The 17,137-nt window shown below is 36.4% G+C and carries 19 protein-coding genes; 3 read left to right on the top strand and 16 right to left on the bottom strand.

From position 1 onward, the window contains the following. Nucleotides 1-3 precede the first annotated feature (3 nt). Both IGK81_RS02045 and IGK81_RS02040 read left to right on the top strand, forming a co-directional pair. Nucleotides 4-642 (top strand): L-fuculose-phosphate aldolase, encoded by a 639-nt coding sequence (locus IGK81_RS02045; RefSeq protein ID WP_080704605.1) that lies wholly within the window; start codon nt 4-6, stop codon nt 640-642. Nucleotides 643-696: 54 nt separating this feature from the next. Next, nucleotides 697-1,455, top strand: a complete 759-nt coding sequence (locus IGK81_RS02040) for a DeoR/GlpR family DNA-binding transcription regulator (RefSeq protein WP_010720077.1) — start codon at nt 697-699, stop codon at nt 1,453-1,455. A 196-nt stretch (nt 1,456-1,651) separates the two neighbouring features. On the opposite strand, the gene alsE is transcribed toward IGK81_RS02040, so the two are convergent. From alsE to IGK81_RS01990, 10 genes are all read right to left on the bottom strand, one after another. Further along, a complete protein-coding gene (gene alsE / locus IGK81_RS02035) occupies nt 1,652-2,368 on the bottom strand; it encodes a D-allulose 6-phosphate 3-epimerase (protein ID WP_010720078.1) in 717 nt (238 codons plus the stop codon). A 70-nt stretch (nt 2,369-2,438) separates the two neighbouring features. Then, the gene (locus IGK81_RS02030; protein ID WP_010720079.1) at nt 2,439-3,536 is read right to left on the bottom strand and encodes a PTS fructose transporter subunit IIC; all 1,098 of its coding nucleotides are present in this window, start codon (nt 3,534-3,536) and stop codon (nt 2,439-2,441) included. A gap of 18 nt (nt 3,537-3,554) precedes the next feature. After that, nucleotides 3,555-3,878, bottom strand: coding sequence for a PTS fructose transporter subunit IIB (locus tag IGK81_RS02025; RefSeq protein ID WP_034699505.1), 324 nt, complete (start codon nt 3,876-3,878; stop codon nt 3,555-3,557). Between the two features lie 21 nt (nt 3,879-3,899). Further along, nucleotides 3,900-4,352 carry a PTS sugar transporter subunit IIA gene (locus IGK81_RS02020; RefSeq protein ID WP_010720081.1) on the bottom strand — a complete coding sequence of 151 codons (453 nt, stop codon included), beginning with the start codon at nt 4,350-4,352 and terminating at the stop codon, nt 3,900-3,902. A 19-nt stretch (nt 4,353-4,371) separates the two neighbouring features. Next, nucleotides 4,372-4,683 (bottom strand): PTS fructose transporter subunit IIB, encoded by a 312-nt coding sequence (locus IGK81_RS02015; RefSeq protein ID WP_010720082.1) that lies wholly within the window; start codon nt 4,681-4,683, stop codon nt 4,372-4,374. Next, entirely contained in the window at nt 4,680-5,120 is a 441-nt protein-coding gene (locus tag IGK81_RS02010; RefSeq protein WP_034699503.1) for a PTS sugar transporter subunit IIA, read from the bottom strand. Before IGK81_RS02010 ends, IGK81_RS02015 begins: the two co-directional genes overlap by 4 nt. Beyond that, the gene (locus tag IGK81_RS02005) at nt 5,110-6,594 is read right to left on the bottom strand and encodes a BglG family transcription antiterminator (protein ID WP_010720084.1); all 1,485 of its coding nucleotides are present in this window, start codon (nt 6,592-6,594) and stop codon (nt 5,110-5,112) included. Before IGK81_RS02005 ends, IGK81_RS02010 begins: the two co-directional genes overlap by 11 nt. A 488-nt stretch (nt 6,595-7,082) precedes the next feature. Further along, nucleotides 7,083-8,222, bottom strand: a complete 1,140-nt coding sequence (locus IGK81_RS02000) for an AI-2E family transporter (protein WP_034699501.1) — start codon at nt 8,220-8,222, stop codon at nt 7,083-7,085. A 319-nt stretch (nt 8,223-8,541) separates the two neighbouring features. Further along, entirely contained in the window at nt 8,542-9,255 is a 714-nt protein-coding gene (locus IGK81_RS01995) for an MgtC/SapB family protein (RefSeq protein ID WP_010720086.1), read from the bottom strand. 145 nt (nt 9,256-9,400) lie between these two features. Continuing rightward, the gene (locus IGK81_RS01990; RefSeq protein ID WP_010720087.1) at nt 9,401-10,102 is read right to left on the bottom strand and encodes a glucosamine-6-phosphate deaminase; all 702 of its coding nucleotides are present in this window, start codon (nt 10,100-10,102) and stop codon (nt 9,401-9,403) included. A gap of 429 nt (nt 10,103-10,531) precedes the next feature. On the opposite strand from IGK81_RS01990, the gene IGK81_RS01985 reads away from it, so the two are divergent. Beyond that, nucleotides 10,532-12,061 (top strand): ABC-F family ATP-binding cassette domain-containing protein, encoded by a 1,530-nt coding sequence (locus IGK81_RS01985; protein WP_053765776.1) that lies wholly within the window; start codon nt 10,532-10,534, stop codon nt 12,059-12,061. Nucleotides 12,062-12,402: 341 nt separating this feature from the next. Here IGK81_RS01985 and IGK81_RS01980 read toward each other — a convergent pair whose 3' ends face one another. The 6 genes from IGK81_RS01980 to IGK81_RS01955 form a co-directional block, all read right to left on the bottom strand. Beyond that, entirely contained in the window at nt 12,403-12,705 is a 303-nt protein-coding gene (locus tag IGK81_RS01980) for a type II toxin-antitoxin system PemK/MazF family toxin (RefSeq protein ID WP_080704604.1), read from the bottom strand. A gap of 24 nt (nt 12,706-12,729) precedes the next feature. Next, nucleotides 12,730-12,963 (bottom strand): AbrB/MazE/SpoVT family DNA-binding domain-containing protein, encoded by a 234-nt coding sequence (locus tag IGK81_RS01975; RefSeq protein ID WP_010738460.1) that lies wholly within the window; start codon nt 12,961-12,963, stop codon nt 12,730-12,732. A 402-nt stretch (nt 12,964-13,365) separates the two neighbouring features. After that, complete coding sequence (locus tag IGK81_RS01970) at nt 13,366-14,550, bottom strand: MFS transporter (RefSeq protein WP_034699499.1); 1,185 nt, start codon at nt 14,548-14,550, stop codon at nt 13,366-13,368. Nucleotides 14,551-14,726: 176 nt separating this feature from the next. Further along, on the bottom strand, nt 14,727-15,404 hold the full coding sequence (locus tag IGK81_RS01965; protein ID WP_010720092.1) for a TVP38/TMEM64 family protein: 678 nt from the start codon (nt 15,402-15,404) through the stop codon (nt 14,727-14,729). Between the two features lie 391 nt (nt 15,405-15,795). Continuing rightward, nucleotides 15,796-16,170: a hypothetical protein gene (locus IGK81_RS01960; RefSeq protein WP_010720093.1), complete on the bottom strand. Its 375-nt coding sequence runs from the start codon at nt 16,168-16,170 to the stop codon at nt 15,796-15,798. Nucleotides 16,171-16,183: 13 nt separating this feature from the next. Continuing rightward, nucleotides 16,184-16,912: a hypothetical protein gene (locus IGK81_RS01955; RefSeq protein WP_051641769.1), complete on the bottom strand. Its 729-nt coding sequence runs from the start codon at nt 16,910-16,912 to the stop codon at nt 16,184-16,186. Between the last annotated feature and the right edge of the window lie 225 nt (nt 16,913-17,137).

The following is a 17,137-nucleotide window of genomic DNA, read 5'->3' as shown; positions in this document are numbered from 1 at the left end:
ATGATGTATTCAATACAAAAACAAGAATTGATCGATTATGGAAATAAATTAATAGCAGATGGCTATACCTTAGGAACAGGCGGAAATTTAAGTACGTATATCCGACAAGATGAAGTGATGCTCATCACGCCTTCTGGAATCCCATTTGATAAAATCGAATTACCTGACATCGTGACTATGCGATTAGATGGAACGATCGTTCAAGGTCATCGTCGCCCTTCCAGTGAATGGCGAATGCACGGGATCATGTATGAAAAGCGGGAAGATCTAGACTATATCATCCATGGTCACACGATTTATTCCACTGCGCTAGCGGTCCTCAGACAACCATTGCCTGCATCACATTACATGATTGCTGTTGCCGGTAAAGATGTTCGTTGTGCAGACTATGCTTCATTTGGCACGGAAGAATTATCTCTAAATGCCTGTGAAGCCATGAAAGATCGAAAAGCCGTTTTATTAGCAAATCATGGCGTTTTAACTGGTGGAAAGACAATGACTGAAGCCTTTGCCGTTTTAGAAGAATTAGAATATTGTTCAAAAGTCCATATCATAGCTTCAAGTGTTGGCAAACCAACCTTGATGTCTGAAGAAGAAATGGCAAATATGGCGATTCGTTTTAAAACATACGGACAAAAATAAGTTTCTTGTGGTACACTTTAGTCATGTTAGACCAGTGGTTAAGGAGGGATAGCCATGACTGAGTCACGAAAAGAACAAATCTTAACTTTGCTAAAAAAATATAAAAAATTAGATAACTCAGAACTGCAAAAACAGTTGTTTTGCTCTCCTTCGACTTTAAGGCGTGAATTAGTCGCACTTGAAAAAGATGGGATCATCCGTCGTTACCGTGGTGGTGTCGTTTTAGAAGTCGAAAGAAATCACGTCATCTCAACAAATTATCGTGAAAATGTCATGGTTCAAGAAAAAGAAAAAATTGCGGAGATCGCTAGCACATTTATTGGACCAGGAATGAGTCTTTTTATTGACTCAAGTTCAACTGTGAAACAGCTGCTTCCCTATTTAGTTAAACTGTCAAATCTCGTTGTCATAACCAATGGCTTGAAAATCGCCTATGAGCTTTCTCAAGCTTGTACGGAAGATTCCAAAGTTTTTATGCTGGCGGGTGAAGTAATCAAGGATGCCGAGAGCGTTGTTGGGGACTATGGGAATTCTTTCTTAGACCTTTTTCAAATCGATTTATGTATTTTTAGTTCGACAGGAATTGATTTATCAGGGATCTATGAAGCTAATTTTGCTCAAGCCTTAGTGAAAAAGAAGGTAATGTCTAGAGGAGATAAAAGTTTGTTATTAGTCGACTATACAAAATTTGATAAAAAACATGCGTATAAATTTTCTGATTGGACCTCTTTTGAATACATCGTCACGGATCAACAACCAGCAGATGATTACTTACAACTTGCGTTGAAACACGATACTGAATTTCTCTATTGATCGATCATTTTTGAGAGATCGTGACAGAGGTACCTAAACCTAAGTACGCAAAGTAAACCAAAGAATCCAAAAAATAGATTTCCCTATTTTTGAAGTTCTTTGGTTTATTTTTTGTTTATATTCTCAGCATTCCTTACACGGGTATTGCAAGAAAAGCGTATTTATTCCCTAAATGTAATTTTTGATTCTTGTATAGCTATAGACTGTACGCATTTATACTATTTGATTCGACTGTTTTTCCAGTCATCTCTTCAAAATCTTTTTTCATGATCTCCCAAGAAGTTTTGATATCCTCATCTAAGCCGAATAATCCGCTACGCCCAATAATATAAATATCTGGATTGGCTTGATCAATTCGCTTAAATGATTGACGGTTAGACGAACCATCCATTTCGATCAAATAATGATATCCTTTTTCTTGCCGCAATTGTCGTAATGCGGTGATTTTATCTAATGTGCTTTCGATAAATCGTTGACCAGCAAATCCTGGATCAACTGTCATGATCGTTACTTTATCAACTAATTCGATATAAGGGAAAATCGTTTCAATTGGTGTTTCAGGATTTAAGACTACTCCAGCTTTTAAGCCAGCATCATGGATTTGATCAATCAAACGAAAAGCTAAACCGTCAAGTAATTCAGCATGCATACAAATCCATTCACATTTTTGTTGGATTAGTTGATTTACCCAAAAACTTTGATCGCTGACCATTAAATGAGCAGACATAGGTAACTGACTGATTTTACGTACTTCATCGATGAACCAAGGCGATAATGTAATGTTCGGAACGTAATGGCCGTCCATGATATCGATATGGTAAGAATCGACATGTTCATTCAAAAACTCGATTTGTTCTTTGAATTTATCTAAATCCATCGTCATTAAGGATGGTGAAAAAGCTACTTTGCTCATTGAAAAAACTCCTTTATTCTATAATTTATCTACACTATAGCGACACCTTTTAACTAATTTGCTTTATCGCTTAAAAGATTTGAATGTCATCTAAACGAATGTCTTCCTCTTCTTTTTCTGGGACTGTTGTGACTTCCTCACCAACATCTTTCTTAATGATGGCTAAAACAACCGCTGTCACGATCACATTGACTAAAATGGCGATAACGCCTGCCCAAGGACGTGACATCGTTGGGATCATTAAAACGCCTCCAAAAGGAACCGTTGCATCTGCACCTAAGATCATAGTAGTCGCACCACCAGCAAAGCCCCCGATTGCAGTTGCTACAACCCCACGAACAATATCATTCATCACTAGCGGGATGACCCCTTCAACGATATTGATCACACCCATAGGAACTGCTGACTTTAAGGTTTCCACTTCAACCTTTGTATAAATGTTTTTGCGGAAAAGTTTAGCTATGAAATAAGCTAGGCCAAAACCGATTGGTGTAGCGGTATTCACAAGTTGTAAAGCTGTAATAGGACCGTTCACGCCTTCTGCTTGCATCGTTAACACAAAAGCAAAAACTGTCTTGTTGATTGGTCCACCATAGTCAACACCACTTAGTAAACCGATCACTCCCCCAAAGATCAACAAGGAAGAGTTTCCTAATCCATCCAAGAAGTTCGTTAGTAAAGAAGTGAATGCTGCGACTGGAGCTCCAATCACATAGACCATCACTAATCCACCAATAAATGAAGCAACAAAAGGAATAATCAATGTTGGCATCAAGCCTTTTGCCCAATTTGGTACTTTGAAATATTTTAAAATTGCTAAAACAAGATAACCAGCTAGATAACCACCTAATATTCCACCAATAAACCCTGCACCGATCGCATTAGCTGTTAAACCAATAATAAAGCCAGGAGCAATACCAGGTTTTCCAGCAATCGAGTAAGAAATCCCCGTAGCAATCACGACTGGTAATAAGCCTAAACCAGCACCACCCATCGTTGCTAAGGCATCAAAAAATGAAAATTCGCCTTGCACCAAAGTTCCTTGGCTCGTTCCACCAAATGCCATCCCAATCGCAATCAGAAATCCCGCACCACACACAATGGGAATTAAATAAGAGATGGCAGTTAACAAATGCCCTTTCAGATTCAGCTTCTTTATCTTTTCCATCAGTCTTCCTCCTTATTTTTATGAAATACTTTGCTGTGCTAACACTTCTTGCGCTTTTTCAATCAATTTATTGGGTGATTTCACCGCAATCTCAGTTGGTACTTGGATGATTCTTTTCCCTTCAAAGCGTTCTCGACCACTGATTTTCACGTCAACTGCTAAGATCACCAAATCTGCTTCCTTGATTTGTTCGGGCGTTAATTCATTTTCGATCCCGATGGTTCCTTGAGTTTCTACGTGCATCTCATGTCCTGCTTTTTTTGCCGCATTCTCTAGTTTCTCTTGGGCAATATAGGTGTGGGCAATCCCCACGGTACAAGCTGCTACTCCAACGATTTTCATCTTTTTATCCTCCTTTGATTTTTAGCTGAATGCTGCGACCACTTCATCTGCATCTTTTGCTTGGATCAATTGCTCGATTACTTCATCATTACCTAGTTTCCTAGCAAATAGTGAAAGTAACTTCAAGTGTTCTTGTGCCCCTTCGTTATCATCCCCCACTGCAAATAAAATAATTCCTTTGACTCCCTTACCATCTAATGATTCCCACGGAATTTCATTTTCTGTAACACCGATTGCTACACCAATTCTATCTACATAAGGACTTTTCCCATGAGGAATGGCAATATAATTGCCGATCCCAGTTTGTCCTTCTTCTTCTCGCGCATAGATATCTGCCATGAAGCCATCTACATCTGTAATATAATGATTTTGCAATAACACCGTTGCCAATTCTTTGAGTACTTCATCTTTCGTTTCCCCCACTAAATTGGTCTTAATATTATTTGGATCAATGATTTTTGCTACTTCTACCATCAAATTTCACTCCTATTCTTTACTGTTTTACGACTTCCATGGCTTTCTCAATCAACTTATTTGGTGATTTGATCGCAATTTCAGTCGGTACTTGGATGATCCGCTTCCCTTCAAAACGTTCTCGACCACTGATTTTTACATCCACTGCTAAGATCACCAAATCTGCTTCTTTGATTTGTGCAGGCGTTAGTTCATTCTCGATCCCGATGGTTCCTTGGGTTTCTACGTGTATCTCATGCCCTGCTTTTTTAGCTGCATTTTCTAATTTTTCTTGAGCAATGTAGGTGTGGGCAATCCCCACGGTACAAGCTGCTACTCCAATGATTTTCATTTGTCATTTCTCCTTTCGTTTCCATCGATTGTTTCCAGTCTTTTTCCTTCTTTTAAAGTTTCGATTACTTGTTCATCTGCTAGTAGGCGCATGAAGTTTGCTATTTGACGCTTGGTTTCGATTTTTTCTTGCGGTGCCAGAAATACCGCAAGAATCAACTCGACTTGTTGGATGGCTGGGTTCCAGTTCGCAATTCTTTGTTCTAATGGCAAAATAATGACTTTTGTTGCTTTGACTAATTGGTTTTCAATATGAGGTAGAAGTACCCCTTCATCAATTTGAATATCTCCAGTTTCCTCGCGTTCCAACAACGCTTGTACGATTTGTTCTTTTTTTATTCCCATTTCTGAATCGACTTGCTGTGCTAGCCATTCATAGACTTCATTTCGTGAATGGAATACTGTGGGAGGAACATATTCGAGCCAATCATCTTTCATTGTATATTTCCTCAATCTTTCGTTGGATTCTTAACTGATCATCTGCTGTTAACATGCCGCTAACAAGTAGTGTACGTGCAGGCAGCGGATCTTTGATTCCAATGGTTGTTAAAATCAATTCAATTCCGGGATTTTTTTCTAATGCTGATTGGTAATTCTTGGTGGCAATCACATCAACGACCGCCAGTTCAGGAAACTTCTTATTGATTTTTGCTCTTAATAATTCTGAAGTACCGATCCCTGTAGTACACATGATCAGTGTTTGAATCGGTAGTTGCTGTGTTTCCAACATCCGTGCAAAATATAATGTGATAAAACCGATTTCATCTTGATTGATCAAAGGCAGCTGATACTTTTTGCTAACATCTTTAGAAACGACTGATACATTTTTATAAATCTCTTCATAGGTCAATTGAATTTGTTCTAACAATCCGTTTTTGACATGGATATGATTTTTTAACCGATTGAGCATTGGTTTGATATGATTGGCTAGATCAACAAAAATCGCTTCATTCGCCACCTTCAGATTGATTTTATCGCCCACCTCTTTCAGGTAATAAGAGGTAATTTCTGATACTTTATCTGGAAAAACCTGTTTCTTTTGCGTTGTTTTTTCCATCCGTGAGGATACTAGATATTGATACAAATAATAGACTTCGTTCATCGGTAAGCGAGTAACGAGATAACGTTCCACGTTTTGGATCACGATCATCGCCATCTCATAAATTGGACTTTCATGGTCTAACGATTGAAGTTGCTCGGTAGATAACTCGATTTCTTTGATTTGGTAATTCGTCTTTCTGGAACGGCTGATCATGATGTAAAGATGTGAAAAAATATTGACGTTATAAGGATAAGGGATTCCACCGCCTAATGTTTTTTCAATCAATTTCAATTGTTCTGATACAAACAACACATCGTAACGATTAAAATTCAACTCTTTTGTTCGATTGATTTCATCAATATCAAGAATATTCATCCGCCAAATGACTTCGGCGATCCCTCGCCGAATATTTGTTTCTGATCCTTGGATCGCAAGCGTGCGATTTTTACGGATCAGTTCAAGATCAAACTTTTTTATTTTCTTAGCTATCTGCTTTTCATCATTGGCAATAGCAGAATCACCAACATAATAATCTCTGAACAGCTCAGTGATTTTAAGTGCTTTAGGTGAAACCATCAGTAATTCTTCCATTACTCGATCTTGACGTTCAGCAGGCGATAGCTCTACAGAGGGTTTATTCAGTTCATTGGTTTGTTCGATAAACTTCCCATAATCTAATTTGTACCCCCGACCTTTTTCGGCTAGGATCAAGTGACCGTTAGGAAATTCAAGATTGATTTTCTTTATCAAACGGTAAATTGTTTTGGTCGAAGTTTCTAATAGAATGGCTAGTTCTTCTGAAGTCATATAATCTTTTTGTTTTGATAACAAAAGGATCAACTTATTTTCTCGATTCATCTGACTAGTCATGTTTCATCCCCCCTGTGTATCTTTATCATAAGACACATTATTTATTTTGTTTCACTGGACTTTGTCCATTGCAACAGACAATTTTGTATGCGTTTTCTTTAACTTCGTTATCCGTTACTTACTTTTTACGAAAGCGTAAGAAAGATTTTGTTTATTATAGTCTTTTTTAACTTATTATGGGAAAAAATTACTCATTTTCAAACAATCCCAGGATCCCATAAGAATTTTAACAAAAAGAGAGGAGGTTGAGACAAAAGTGTTTAGCATCAAGAAATAAGAAGGAATTTCCGAAAATTGCTTCTCAAATTTTTGGTAAATTTCGGCTTATTTCCGAAGATGCTGCTTTTGTCTCACCGTTTATTCGTTTTAGAGATACTAAAAGAGCCTGAGACAAGTTTTGTCCCAGGCTCTCTCTAATAAATAGTGAATGGTGTACAAAATTACTTAGTGACTACTGTTGTGCTACCTTCTACTTCTTTATAGTACCTTTAATTTTCACGTCCATTCGTTTTTATCTCTTGGATCGTTGGTTCCACACCAGAATCAAACTTTCGCAATAAGTAAATTTTTCTGATATTCAAGACTAATGTTTTAATGACAGCATACACCGGAATACAAATCAACATTCCTAGAATCCCTGCGACACTGCCAGCACCGATCAACACTAAGATAATCGTTAATGGATGCATATTCATGTTTTTTCCAAATAACAACGGTTTGATTACATTTCCATCTAATTGTTGGATAACAAGGATCGAAAGCGCCATGTATAATGCTTGGAATGGCGAAACAAATAGACCAACGATCACTGCCGGGACAGCGCCAATAAACGGTCCCACATATGGAATAATATTGGTGATACCACAAAATACAGCTAACAATAAACTATATGGTTGTTTAAAGATGGTCATAGCAATAAAACTCATGATACCAATGATAACCGCATCAACGATCGTACTACTGATATATGCCGATAACGTCTCATTTAGTTCTTTGACCGTTTGACGTACTTCACCTCGAATCCCTTGTGGAAAGAATTTTGCTAAAGCATCGATAAATTTGTGTCCGTCTTTAAACATGAATAATAGAATAAAAGGCACGGTAAACAGTAAAACAAAAAACTGCATCATAAATGAAAAAACTTTAGAGACACTGCTGGATAAGCTTACCAATACAATATTGAACAAATTACTCAACGAAAGATTAGCCGAAGCTAATTGTTCTTCAATATTGAAATTTTTGATTTCCTCACGCTGTGCCAATTCATTGAGCCATTTACTTGTCTCTTCCGCATACATCGGCAAACTTTTAGTCAACTGGATCGTCTGTTCTGCCAATTGAGGAATCACATTCATTATCGCTAAAACCGCTAGTACGACTAGAACAACTAGCGTTAATATGTATCCATAAACCCTTGGGATTTTTCGTTTTTCCAAAAAAACAACGACCGGATCAAACATATAATAGAAAAATCCAGCAACCAGCAATGGCAATAAAATTGCTGATAACATTTTTAACACTGGACTAAAGACATTTGGCATCTGTAAAATAAAATATACCCCAATAATCGTCAGTACCAACTCGACAGTCCAAAATAATAATTTTGAATTTTTAAACTTTTCTTGCATACATCTCCTCCAACTCTTGATACTTTCATTTTATCATTTTATTAGAATTAAAGCGCTCTTTTCTGATAAACAGCTACAAAAATATTCTTTCTTTTTCTAATTACTAGTAGCTAATTTTCAAATTTAAAAAACTTCTAAGCTTAATGACTGAAATCATTATCTAAACAAATGCAAATAAATCAAAAAAAGACACCAAAAAACGCTCATTGGCTAAAATAGGAAATACTCTCTTAGCGAATGAGCGTTTTTTCTTTTGTAACCGACTCTTCATAAAACCAATGTGTGAAAAGCCTTATATTACCAACTGAAAGGAATTGTTTCATTGTGCCACACTAACTAAATGAAGCTTCATGATATTTTTATGGACAGATAACTCTTCAATGACATCTGCATAAGTCATGTCCTTTGGTAAGTCAATTGTATAAATATTTTTATATACCCGATAATCCTCCACGAAATCCACGTCAAAATTTACGTCTTCAATGATAATTCCTCGTTGTTCAAAATACTCGGTCAAGAAATCTTTGGTTTCTTTCCGATGAATATATTGGATTTCTAGTTTTTTGGTCGTTGGTACGTGGATAATTTTTTTCACCACTGTTAATGCAATCACGATCCCGATAAAACTAATGATCGCAATCCAATAAAATCCCATACCAATGGCGATTCCTAGTCCAGCAATCGCCCACAGGGAAGCAGCTGTGGTTAGCCCGGTGACTGATTGTTTCGTCACAATGATCGTGCCAGCTCCTAAAAACCCAACGCCACTAACGACTTGTGCAATCAAACGTGCTTCATCTGAGCGAATCGTACCAACTAGTTCTGGGTATTCTAACGCATCACGTAACGCTTTACTTGCAATTTCCACTTGGATCAGCGCAATGATACAAGCACCCATACATACTAAAATATGCGTCCGCATCCCTGCTGGACGATTTTTATATTGCCGTTCAAATCCAATCGCCCCGCCAAAGATCAATGCAATCCCTAGTCGTAAGATGATTTCTGGGACCGATAAGATCATCTCATCCATATAAATCCCCTCCAAACCAATATAGCATGTTTCGCAACTTCAAACAAAGCAAATCCCCCCATTGCTTTGTGCGACAGATTAAAAATCTTATTCGATCAAAAAAGGGAGCTGAAAACGAGCAGCCCCCCAAAATTTTTATTTATTCTTATAGTTTGCTTCCTGCTGCATCATCAATAATCACGATCACGTTGTCGTGTTCTTGCAAAGCACTTGCTGGCAAATCAGTGGTCATTGGTCCTTGAATCATTCCTTTGATTGCATCTGCTTTGTTTTCACCATAAGCAAGTAAGACAATCTCTTTTCCTTTTAAGATCGAACCAATCCCCATTGAGACAGCTTTTGTTGGAACATCTTCTGCCTTTTCAAAGAATCGTTTATTCGCATTGATCGTTGATTCTGTTAAGTCCACTACTGAAGTTGTGCCATCAAATGGTGCACCAGGTTCATTGAATCCGATATGTCCATTTTGACCAATTCCTAGAATTTGGATATCGATTGGATGTTGTTCAAGGATTTCATCGTATTCTTGACAAGCCGCTTCAAGATCAGCAGCTTTTCCATCTGGTACATATGATTCTTTAAATGGTTTTTTATCAAACAATTGGCTATTCATAAAATGACGGTAACTTTGATCATCTGAACCGCCTAGTCCAACGTACTCGTCTAAGTTTACAGAAGTCATGTCACTGAAATCCAGATCGCTTGAAGTCATTTCTTTGTATAAAGTAATTGGCGTACTACCTGTTGCAAGACCTAATACTTTTGCCCCATTTTCCATGCCTTTTTTAATAATTTCAAAAGCTTTTTTTCCGCCCTCTTCAGCATTTTTCACTCGAATGATTTCCATAACGACTACTCCTTTGTTTTTGGTATAGCCCAATTATAGCACGACTTGTCTTTTTTTACAATATTAGTATAGACCAAAACCAACGATTTTCGTTTTCTTGACAATCCTGTCCCTTGCATGTTAGGTTGCATAAGATAACCTATCGCATGTCCTTTAAACTGATACTTTTTGTATACGTTTTTTATAATTAAAACATTAAAGACCAAGAAATTTAGAAAACAATCGCTACTTCTCATTAACTGAGAAACGATTTTCTAAAAGACGAGCAACTTATTTAAAAATTTTAACTGACATGTTCTCCTAGATTCGTTCGATCATGTCGAATGATCCTATAGTATGTTGAACAACTTCAGATCAGCTTTTTTATTTGTTTTGCTTTCTTCTATTAGTCTTCTTAACATGCATAACATTATTAGAAAGGAACAGAACATGAGTCTTTTAACATTAACAAATATCACGCAACAATTTGGAGATAAAATCTTATATGAAAATGTACAACTCCAAGTCAATGCTGGAGAACATCTAGGATTGATCGGACAAAATGGAGCTGGCAAAAGTACGTTGATCAAGATCATCACAGGAGAAATTCTACCAGATGATGGACAAGTCCATTGGCAAAAAAATATCCATAGAGGCTATTTAGATCAATATGTAGCGGTGGATGAAACATTGACCATCGAAGAATTTTTAAAAACAGCCTATTCTGATGAATTTAAAAAAGAAGCATTGATTACCCAACTTTATCAAGAATACAGCGAAACAATGGAAGAGGCGTTACTCGAAAAAGCGGGAAAACTTCAAACAGAATTAGACCAAGGAGTATTCTATCAAATTGATACCTTAGTCGCTGAGATGAGTAGTGGTCTAGGCATTGACGTTTTAGGATTGTCCACTCCTCTAAAAAAACTGAGTGGTGGTCAACGTTCCAAAGTGATTTTGGCAAAATTACTCTTAGAAAATCCCGATGTTCTGATCTTAGATGAACCAACCAATCACTTAGATGACCAACATATCCAATGGCTTACTCAATTTTTACAATCATTCGAGGGCGCTTATATCGTGATTTCTCATGACCAAGAATTTTTAGATAAAATCACAACCCATATCGCTGACATAGAATTTGGTAAAATCACCAAATATACGGGTCATTTAAAACAAGCATTACGACAAAAAGAACAAAACCGTGAAAGTTATCTACGCCAATTTCATGCCCAACAAAAGCACATCGAAAAAACCGAAGCTTATATCCGAAAATATAAAGCTGGTTCTCGCTCTACCATGGCAAAAAGTCGCCAAAAACAATTAGATAAAATTGAGCGATTGACTCCGCCTGCCTCAACAGCTAAGCCAATCTTTGATTTTCCTTATTCTCCGATCGTAACGACATTGGCTGTCGAAACAACCGATTTAGTCATTGGGTATGACCGACCTTTACTTTCGCCGATCAACCTAACCATCCGCTTTGGTGAAAAAGTGGCGATTCGTGGATTTAACGGTATTGGTAAATCCACACTTTTGAAAACCTTGATTGGCGAAATCGAACAACTAGCCGGCGAATATCACTTTCCCGACAACACAGCGATCAATTATTTTTCACAAGATCTCATTTGGGAAAAACCTTTAGAAACACCCTTACAATATCTAGGCGCACAGTTTCCTAAAGCAACCGTTAAAGAATTAAGAAGACAACTAGCCAAATCTGGTTTAGTCAATCAACTAGCTAGTGAACCACTTTCTACTCTTAGCGGTGGTGAACAAACCAAAGTAAAATTGGCACAACTCACGATGAACCAAGGAAACTTATTAATTCTTGATGAACCAACGAATCATATCGATCATGAAACAAAAGATAGCTTACAAACCGGTATCAAGCATTTTCCTGGGACGGTAATCATCGTCTCTCATGAACAAGAATTTTACCAAGATTTAGTCGATCGAGTGATTGAAATTGAGGGATAACATTTACTAGGTTCTCTAAAAATAGATTATGTACAGCCTTTAACACCAGCCTGTCTCCTCTACACAAGAACCCTTGTGTGGATGGGGGCTATTGCTGTTTAGATCATCGTTTTTTACAATCTTTTCTTTTTTCTTAAGTGTTCAGGTAAACATCGCCCCAATTTAGAATCGTTAAAAAAACGGTAGACTCATAAAGTGTCTATTGTATCTTCATTCGCCAAAGTTCGAAGATGGTTACTTTTTTCTACATGGTCAATTATTAGCAAAACCAACGTCGTAAAAGCGGTGAGTAATCTAACTTTTTCTAAAATGGAAATTACTACTTTGCCCGTTATCTCCTACTAAATAAACATCCCTATCACTTCCACCACTTCAATCCACGTCAACAAATCACATTGTTCAATTTTTTCAATATTTCTTGTGGTATAATCAACCGATCTTAATTGGTGTGTAGCTACTTCACCCACTATTTTCTGCGGGTCTTTTATTTCAATATATGTTGCAAAGTTCCTCTTTGTAGAAGTGATAGGACAAACTAAGCAAAAACCTGTACGCTTATTAAACTCGTCTCTACTAACTACTAACGCAGGTCTACGCTTTCTTATATCTTTACCTTTAGAAGGGTCAAAGTCGATCCAAATAATATCCTTTTGTTTTGGATATTTCCTCTAGTATTCCTCGCCTTCAAGTTTCATGCTATCCCATTCGGATTCTTCGGCTGTAATCGATTCTCTAAAACCTTCCCAAGCCTTTTCGTTTTTAAAAATATCTTCTTTCTTAGGTTTCAATATATACGCTTCTCCTACTTTCAAAATAGTAAATATTTCTCCCACTTTTGGAGATATATCCTTCGGGAAAATTGTTCCCACAGAATTACCTATTTTTCTTGCTACTGTTTCCATATCTTTCATCTCCAATCCTTTTGCTAAATTAAGTTAAACTCAGTTTAACGAAATTATCAAAACATATCTTTTAAGTGAATAGATTTTTATGGAAATAACTCATTTTCATATGAAAATGTTATACAAATTAAATATAAAAATTTCTAAGTAGTCTACTGAATATTTTTTTGATTTTTCATAATATAACTGGTACTAAACAAAGTGATTTTATACTATTGAACGTATCCATATTATTTTTTCGTTGGAAGTTGCACGAAATTTTCTAATAACTGCGGTTGATCACGAAATCAGTTATAGAAACTCCCAAATAAAATAGGATAGAAGTATATTAAAAAAGTAAGCGAAGGAATCGAAAAACGACTTTCGAATCCTTCAGCTTACTTTTCAAGTTGGACACTTCTATCATGACCGCTTTTGAAAAATGATGTATTGACAAATATAGGCACATAATTGAAAGGCTAAACCAGTAAGTGTCACACCGAGCCAACCAAATTGTTGCCACATCGTTGTGCCTAGTAATGAACCAGTAGCACCGCCAATAAAATACATAAACATGAATACCGTGTTATTTCGATTACTTGCTGCTTCGCCTAGTCCTTGTACTCGTGTCTGATTTGCCACTTGACCAAATTGATTCCCGACATCTAACAGAATAATTGCCACTAACAAAACGACTAAATGACTCCCTGCAACTAATAAAGCAACAAAACTGAGCGTTTGCATCGCAAGTCCCATTCCGACAATCTTTCTCTCGGAATAAGAATCAGACAACCGACCAACAATCGGTGCAGCTACTGCTCCTGATAGTCCAAAAATCGCCAAAATTCCTGCTTCAAATGTTCCCCAATGGTACACCGGACTACTGATATAAAAAATCAATGTTGACCAAAAAATCGAAAAAGTTCCAAACATAAAAAAGCCACTAATAGACGCTTCTCTCAATAAGCGTTGTGTTTTCACTAAATAAGGTAAACTTTTTAAGGAATCAAGATACGATACAGATGAAGTTGTTTTTATTTGCGTTCTTGGCATTTTCCAATACAATAATCCGGTCAAGATAGCCACTAACACTAAAGCAAAAAGATAAATCATCCGCCAAGAAAAGAGGCTTGCTACAATGCCCGAAACCGTCCGTGAAAGTAAGATCCCCACTAATAAACCGCTTAACAAGGTCCCCATCACTTTTCCTCTAGCCTTGGACCCTGCCAATACTGCTCCATAGGGAATAATGATTTGGGGCACGATCGATAATAAGCCGATCAAAAAAGAAGCACACGCAAATAATGTAAATGACGGTGCAAAAAAGGCCGCTAATAATGAAATCGCAGAGAGTGCAGCCATTCGGATAATCAGCTTCGGACGATCGACTACATCCCCTAATGGCACCAAAAACAACAAACCTAACGCATAACCAAGTTGAGTCAACATCGTCAAAATACCAATTGCACTTGTGCTAACCGATAAACTGGCTGCCACTTTCGTACCAATCGGTTGGATATAATACATATTCGCTACTACCACGCCACAAGTAATTGATAAGAGCAAAATCAGTGAAGAAGTTAACGTCGTTTTTTCATTTTTATCCATTTATTTCCCTCATTTCCTTTATTAGTTTACAACTTCTTAGAAAAATTGGGAATAGGAAAGTTCAGTGTTTTACTACTTTATGAAACATAAGTTATCGTGAAATTAAAATAAAAATGAATCTTAAAAGTATAGAACGAAATCAAAGGGATATTTCTTTTAATCATTGATAATATCAATTATTTTACATGTCGTTTTCTACGATCCTTGTAAATAATTACCACTAGAAGTGTCAAAATAAGGACACTAGCTACTAACAACAAAGCCGTCTTACTATAGCCATGAAATAACGCTTCGCCTCCACAAGCATAAAGAATCGAGGAAGGAATCACGCCAATCACGATTGATAAAATGATGTCACGAATTTGTAGATTTAACGTCATCGCTGCAAAGTTGATAACGGAAGAAGGGATCACAGGAACCATGTACCCCACCATTACGCCAATTTTGGGATGTTTCATATTGCGGATCGCTGTTACCCAGCGATTGGATTTTTTTGAATGATCAAACAGCTTTAAATGTTGCATCAAAAAAATCGATAACATATTCCCAAAAGCATTACCAGAGACATTGATTAAAGTTCCTAGCAACGGACCATAGCTTAAACCTACCAATACACCGATGACAGAAGTAGGGATACCTGGAACAGCACACATCACGCTGATCAGTAATATCAAAAAGAGCGCTGTCCGAAAGCCATGTGATCGAATCTGATCCAGTAATGCTTGTCGACTGGTCTTGGGATCCAAAAACATTTGGATATCCGTCTGATACTCCAAATATAAACGATAACCAATAAATAGAATCAAAAGGAGTCCAATAATGATTAAGAAAACACGTAGTTTTTTTGTTTTCATTTTTTCACCTGCCTAAAATAATCCATCTTCTATTAGAGTATCACAAAAATAACTATGAGTCTTTTTTATTCATTTTACGCTTTTTATCACATTGGTAATTATTCAGAAGTATGAGAAAAAGAGTCTGGGGAATCACTTTAAAAACGGGTAAACGGTATTCAAAGAGCTGACCTTAGGCGATAAGTCAAAAAATCTCAAAACATGGGCAGCTGTTTCAAAAAATTCTTTCTTATTGTCATTGGAGCTACCCGATACTCTCACAACCTCATTTCCACGGTATTCCAAATTCTATCAGAAAATAAGCCGTAGAACACCAAAAATAGGGGATGCTATTTTTGGATTCTCCGGCTTATTTCTCAGAGCTAGACACTTCTGTCACAGCCTCTTCTGTTCATTTATTTTCCTTTTTTATGTGTTCGAAAAAGTCTTTTTTTATCGTTAATCTGGCAAAGAAAATAACCAAAAGGATTCCTAAGATAATTAGATAGGGTATAAATGTAAGTGTTATTTCTTCTAACCCAAAATGATCGAATATTTTTTTTAATAAATAATCACTCAAAAAAACGAGAAAAAGCACACGAAATGTTCCCCAACCTTTCTCATTTGGTAGCATCTCAACCATACCGACAACAACAATAGGTACTCTAAAATAAATTTCATTGAGAATAAATGAGTGATGCCCTTTCAAAATGAATTCTACACTTCCTATTAAAATAAACAATACAAGAAATACACCTATTATATATCTGGAATCGAACTTTTTCATCATTACACCTTACTTACATTGTTTTATATTCTGTCCCAATAAAAACAGTCTGCGAATCATTCCACATTTCCCGAACGTATAATCCAATCCAACCGTTCCCATTTGTATCTAGTGCTGCTGCAATAGCCTCTCCAGTACTTAATCCTTTTGCCCCCATATATCCTAGTAACAAATCAGCTGCTTTTGCAGTAATACCAAAAACATTTGCTGTAAATGCAACTACTGCTCCTACTGAAAGATCAGTAAGGAATGAAAAAAGATTTGTTCCTACCGCAATATTAGTATATCTCCAAGGCGTATAATAATATCTTGGACTAATATTGATAGGATTTGTACTCTCATCAATTGTAGCATACGCAAAATGCTCTGTGTTTACAACATAGTTGCCATCATACCCTTTTATTGTTTTTTCAACAATTACTTCTTTATCTGTTCTTTTCACGGCTAAAATTTCCGAAGTGGTAGGGTTTGAAATTTCAGTAGCTACAGCATTTAAATTTTCATCTAACAACTGACTGATTTTAGTATCACCATCATAAGAAACATTTACACTAAATTTCGGATTTTTATTTGCAACCGCATCAGTAAATAACTTGGATTCTGGTAAATCATTAATCTTATCAACTTTTGTTCCAATTTCAGCTGCAAATACAGTACTATTCAATCCTAGCACTGGGGAGACAGAAGTTGCAACTAACATAAGAGTTGCCGAAGATAACACCGCTATTTTTTTTATATTCATATAACTTACCTCCAATATTATATTCTGTTATTTTAACCTTTTTCATAGGAAGCGCTTTCTATGTTAACTACATTAAAACACATTTTTATTTAATTTGTTAAATAATTTATGTTTTTTAATAGAAGATGTTATGTTTTGTAACTTTAAATCTTTATTTATATATTATTTATACATTATTTTCTCTAAAAAATAACATTTTTTACTTTAAAATAAAAAAATTAAATA

It is taken from the genome of Enterococcus sp. DIV0703 (genome assembly GCF_051711065.1).
Classification (GTDB): Bacteria; Bacillota; Bacilli; order Lactobacillales; family Enterococcaceae; genus Enterococcus_B; species Enterococcus_B hirae.
The sequence above is the reverse complement of the archived record's forward strand: the minus strand, read 5'-3'. Positions and strand labels throughout refer to the sequence as shown.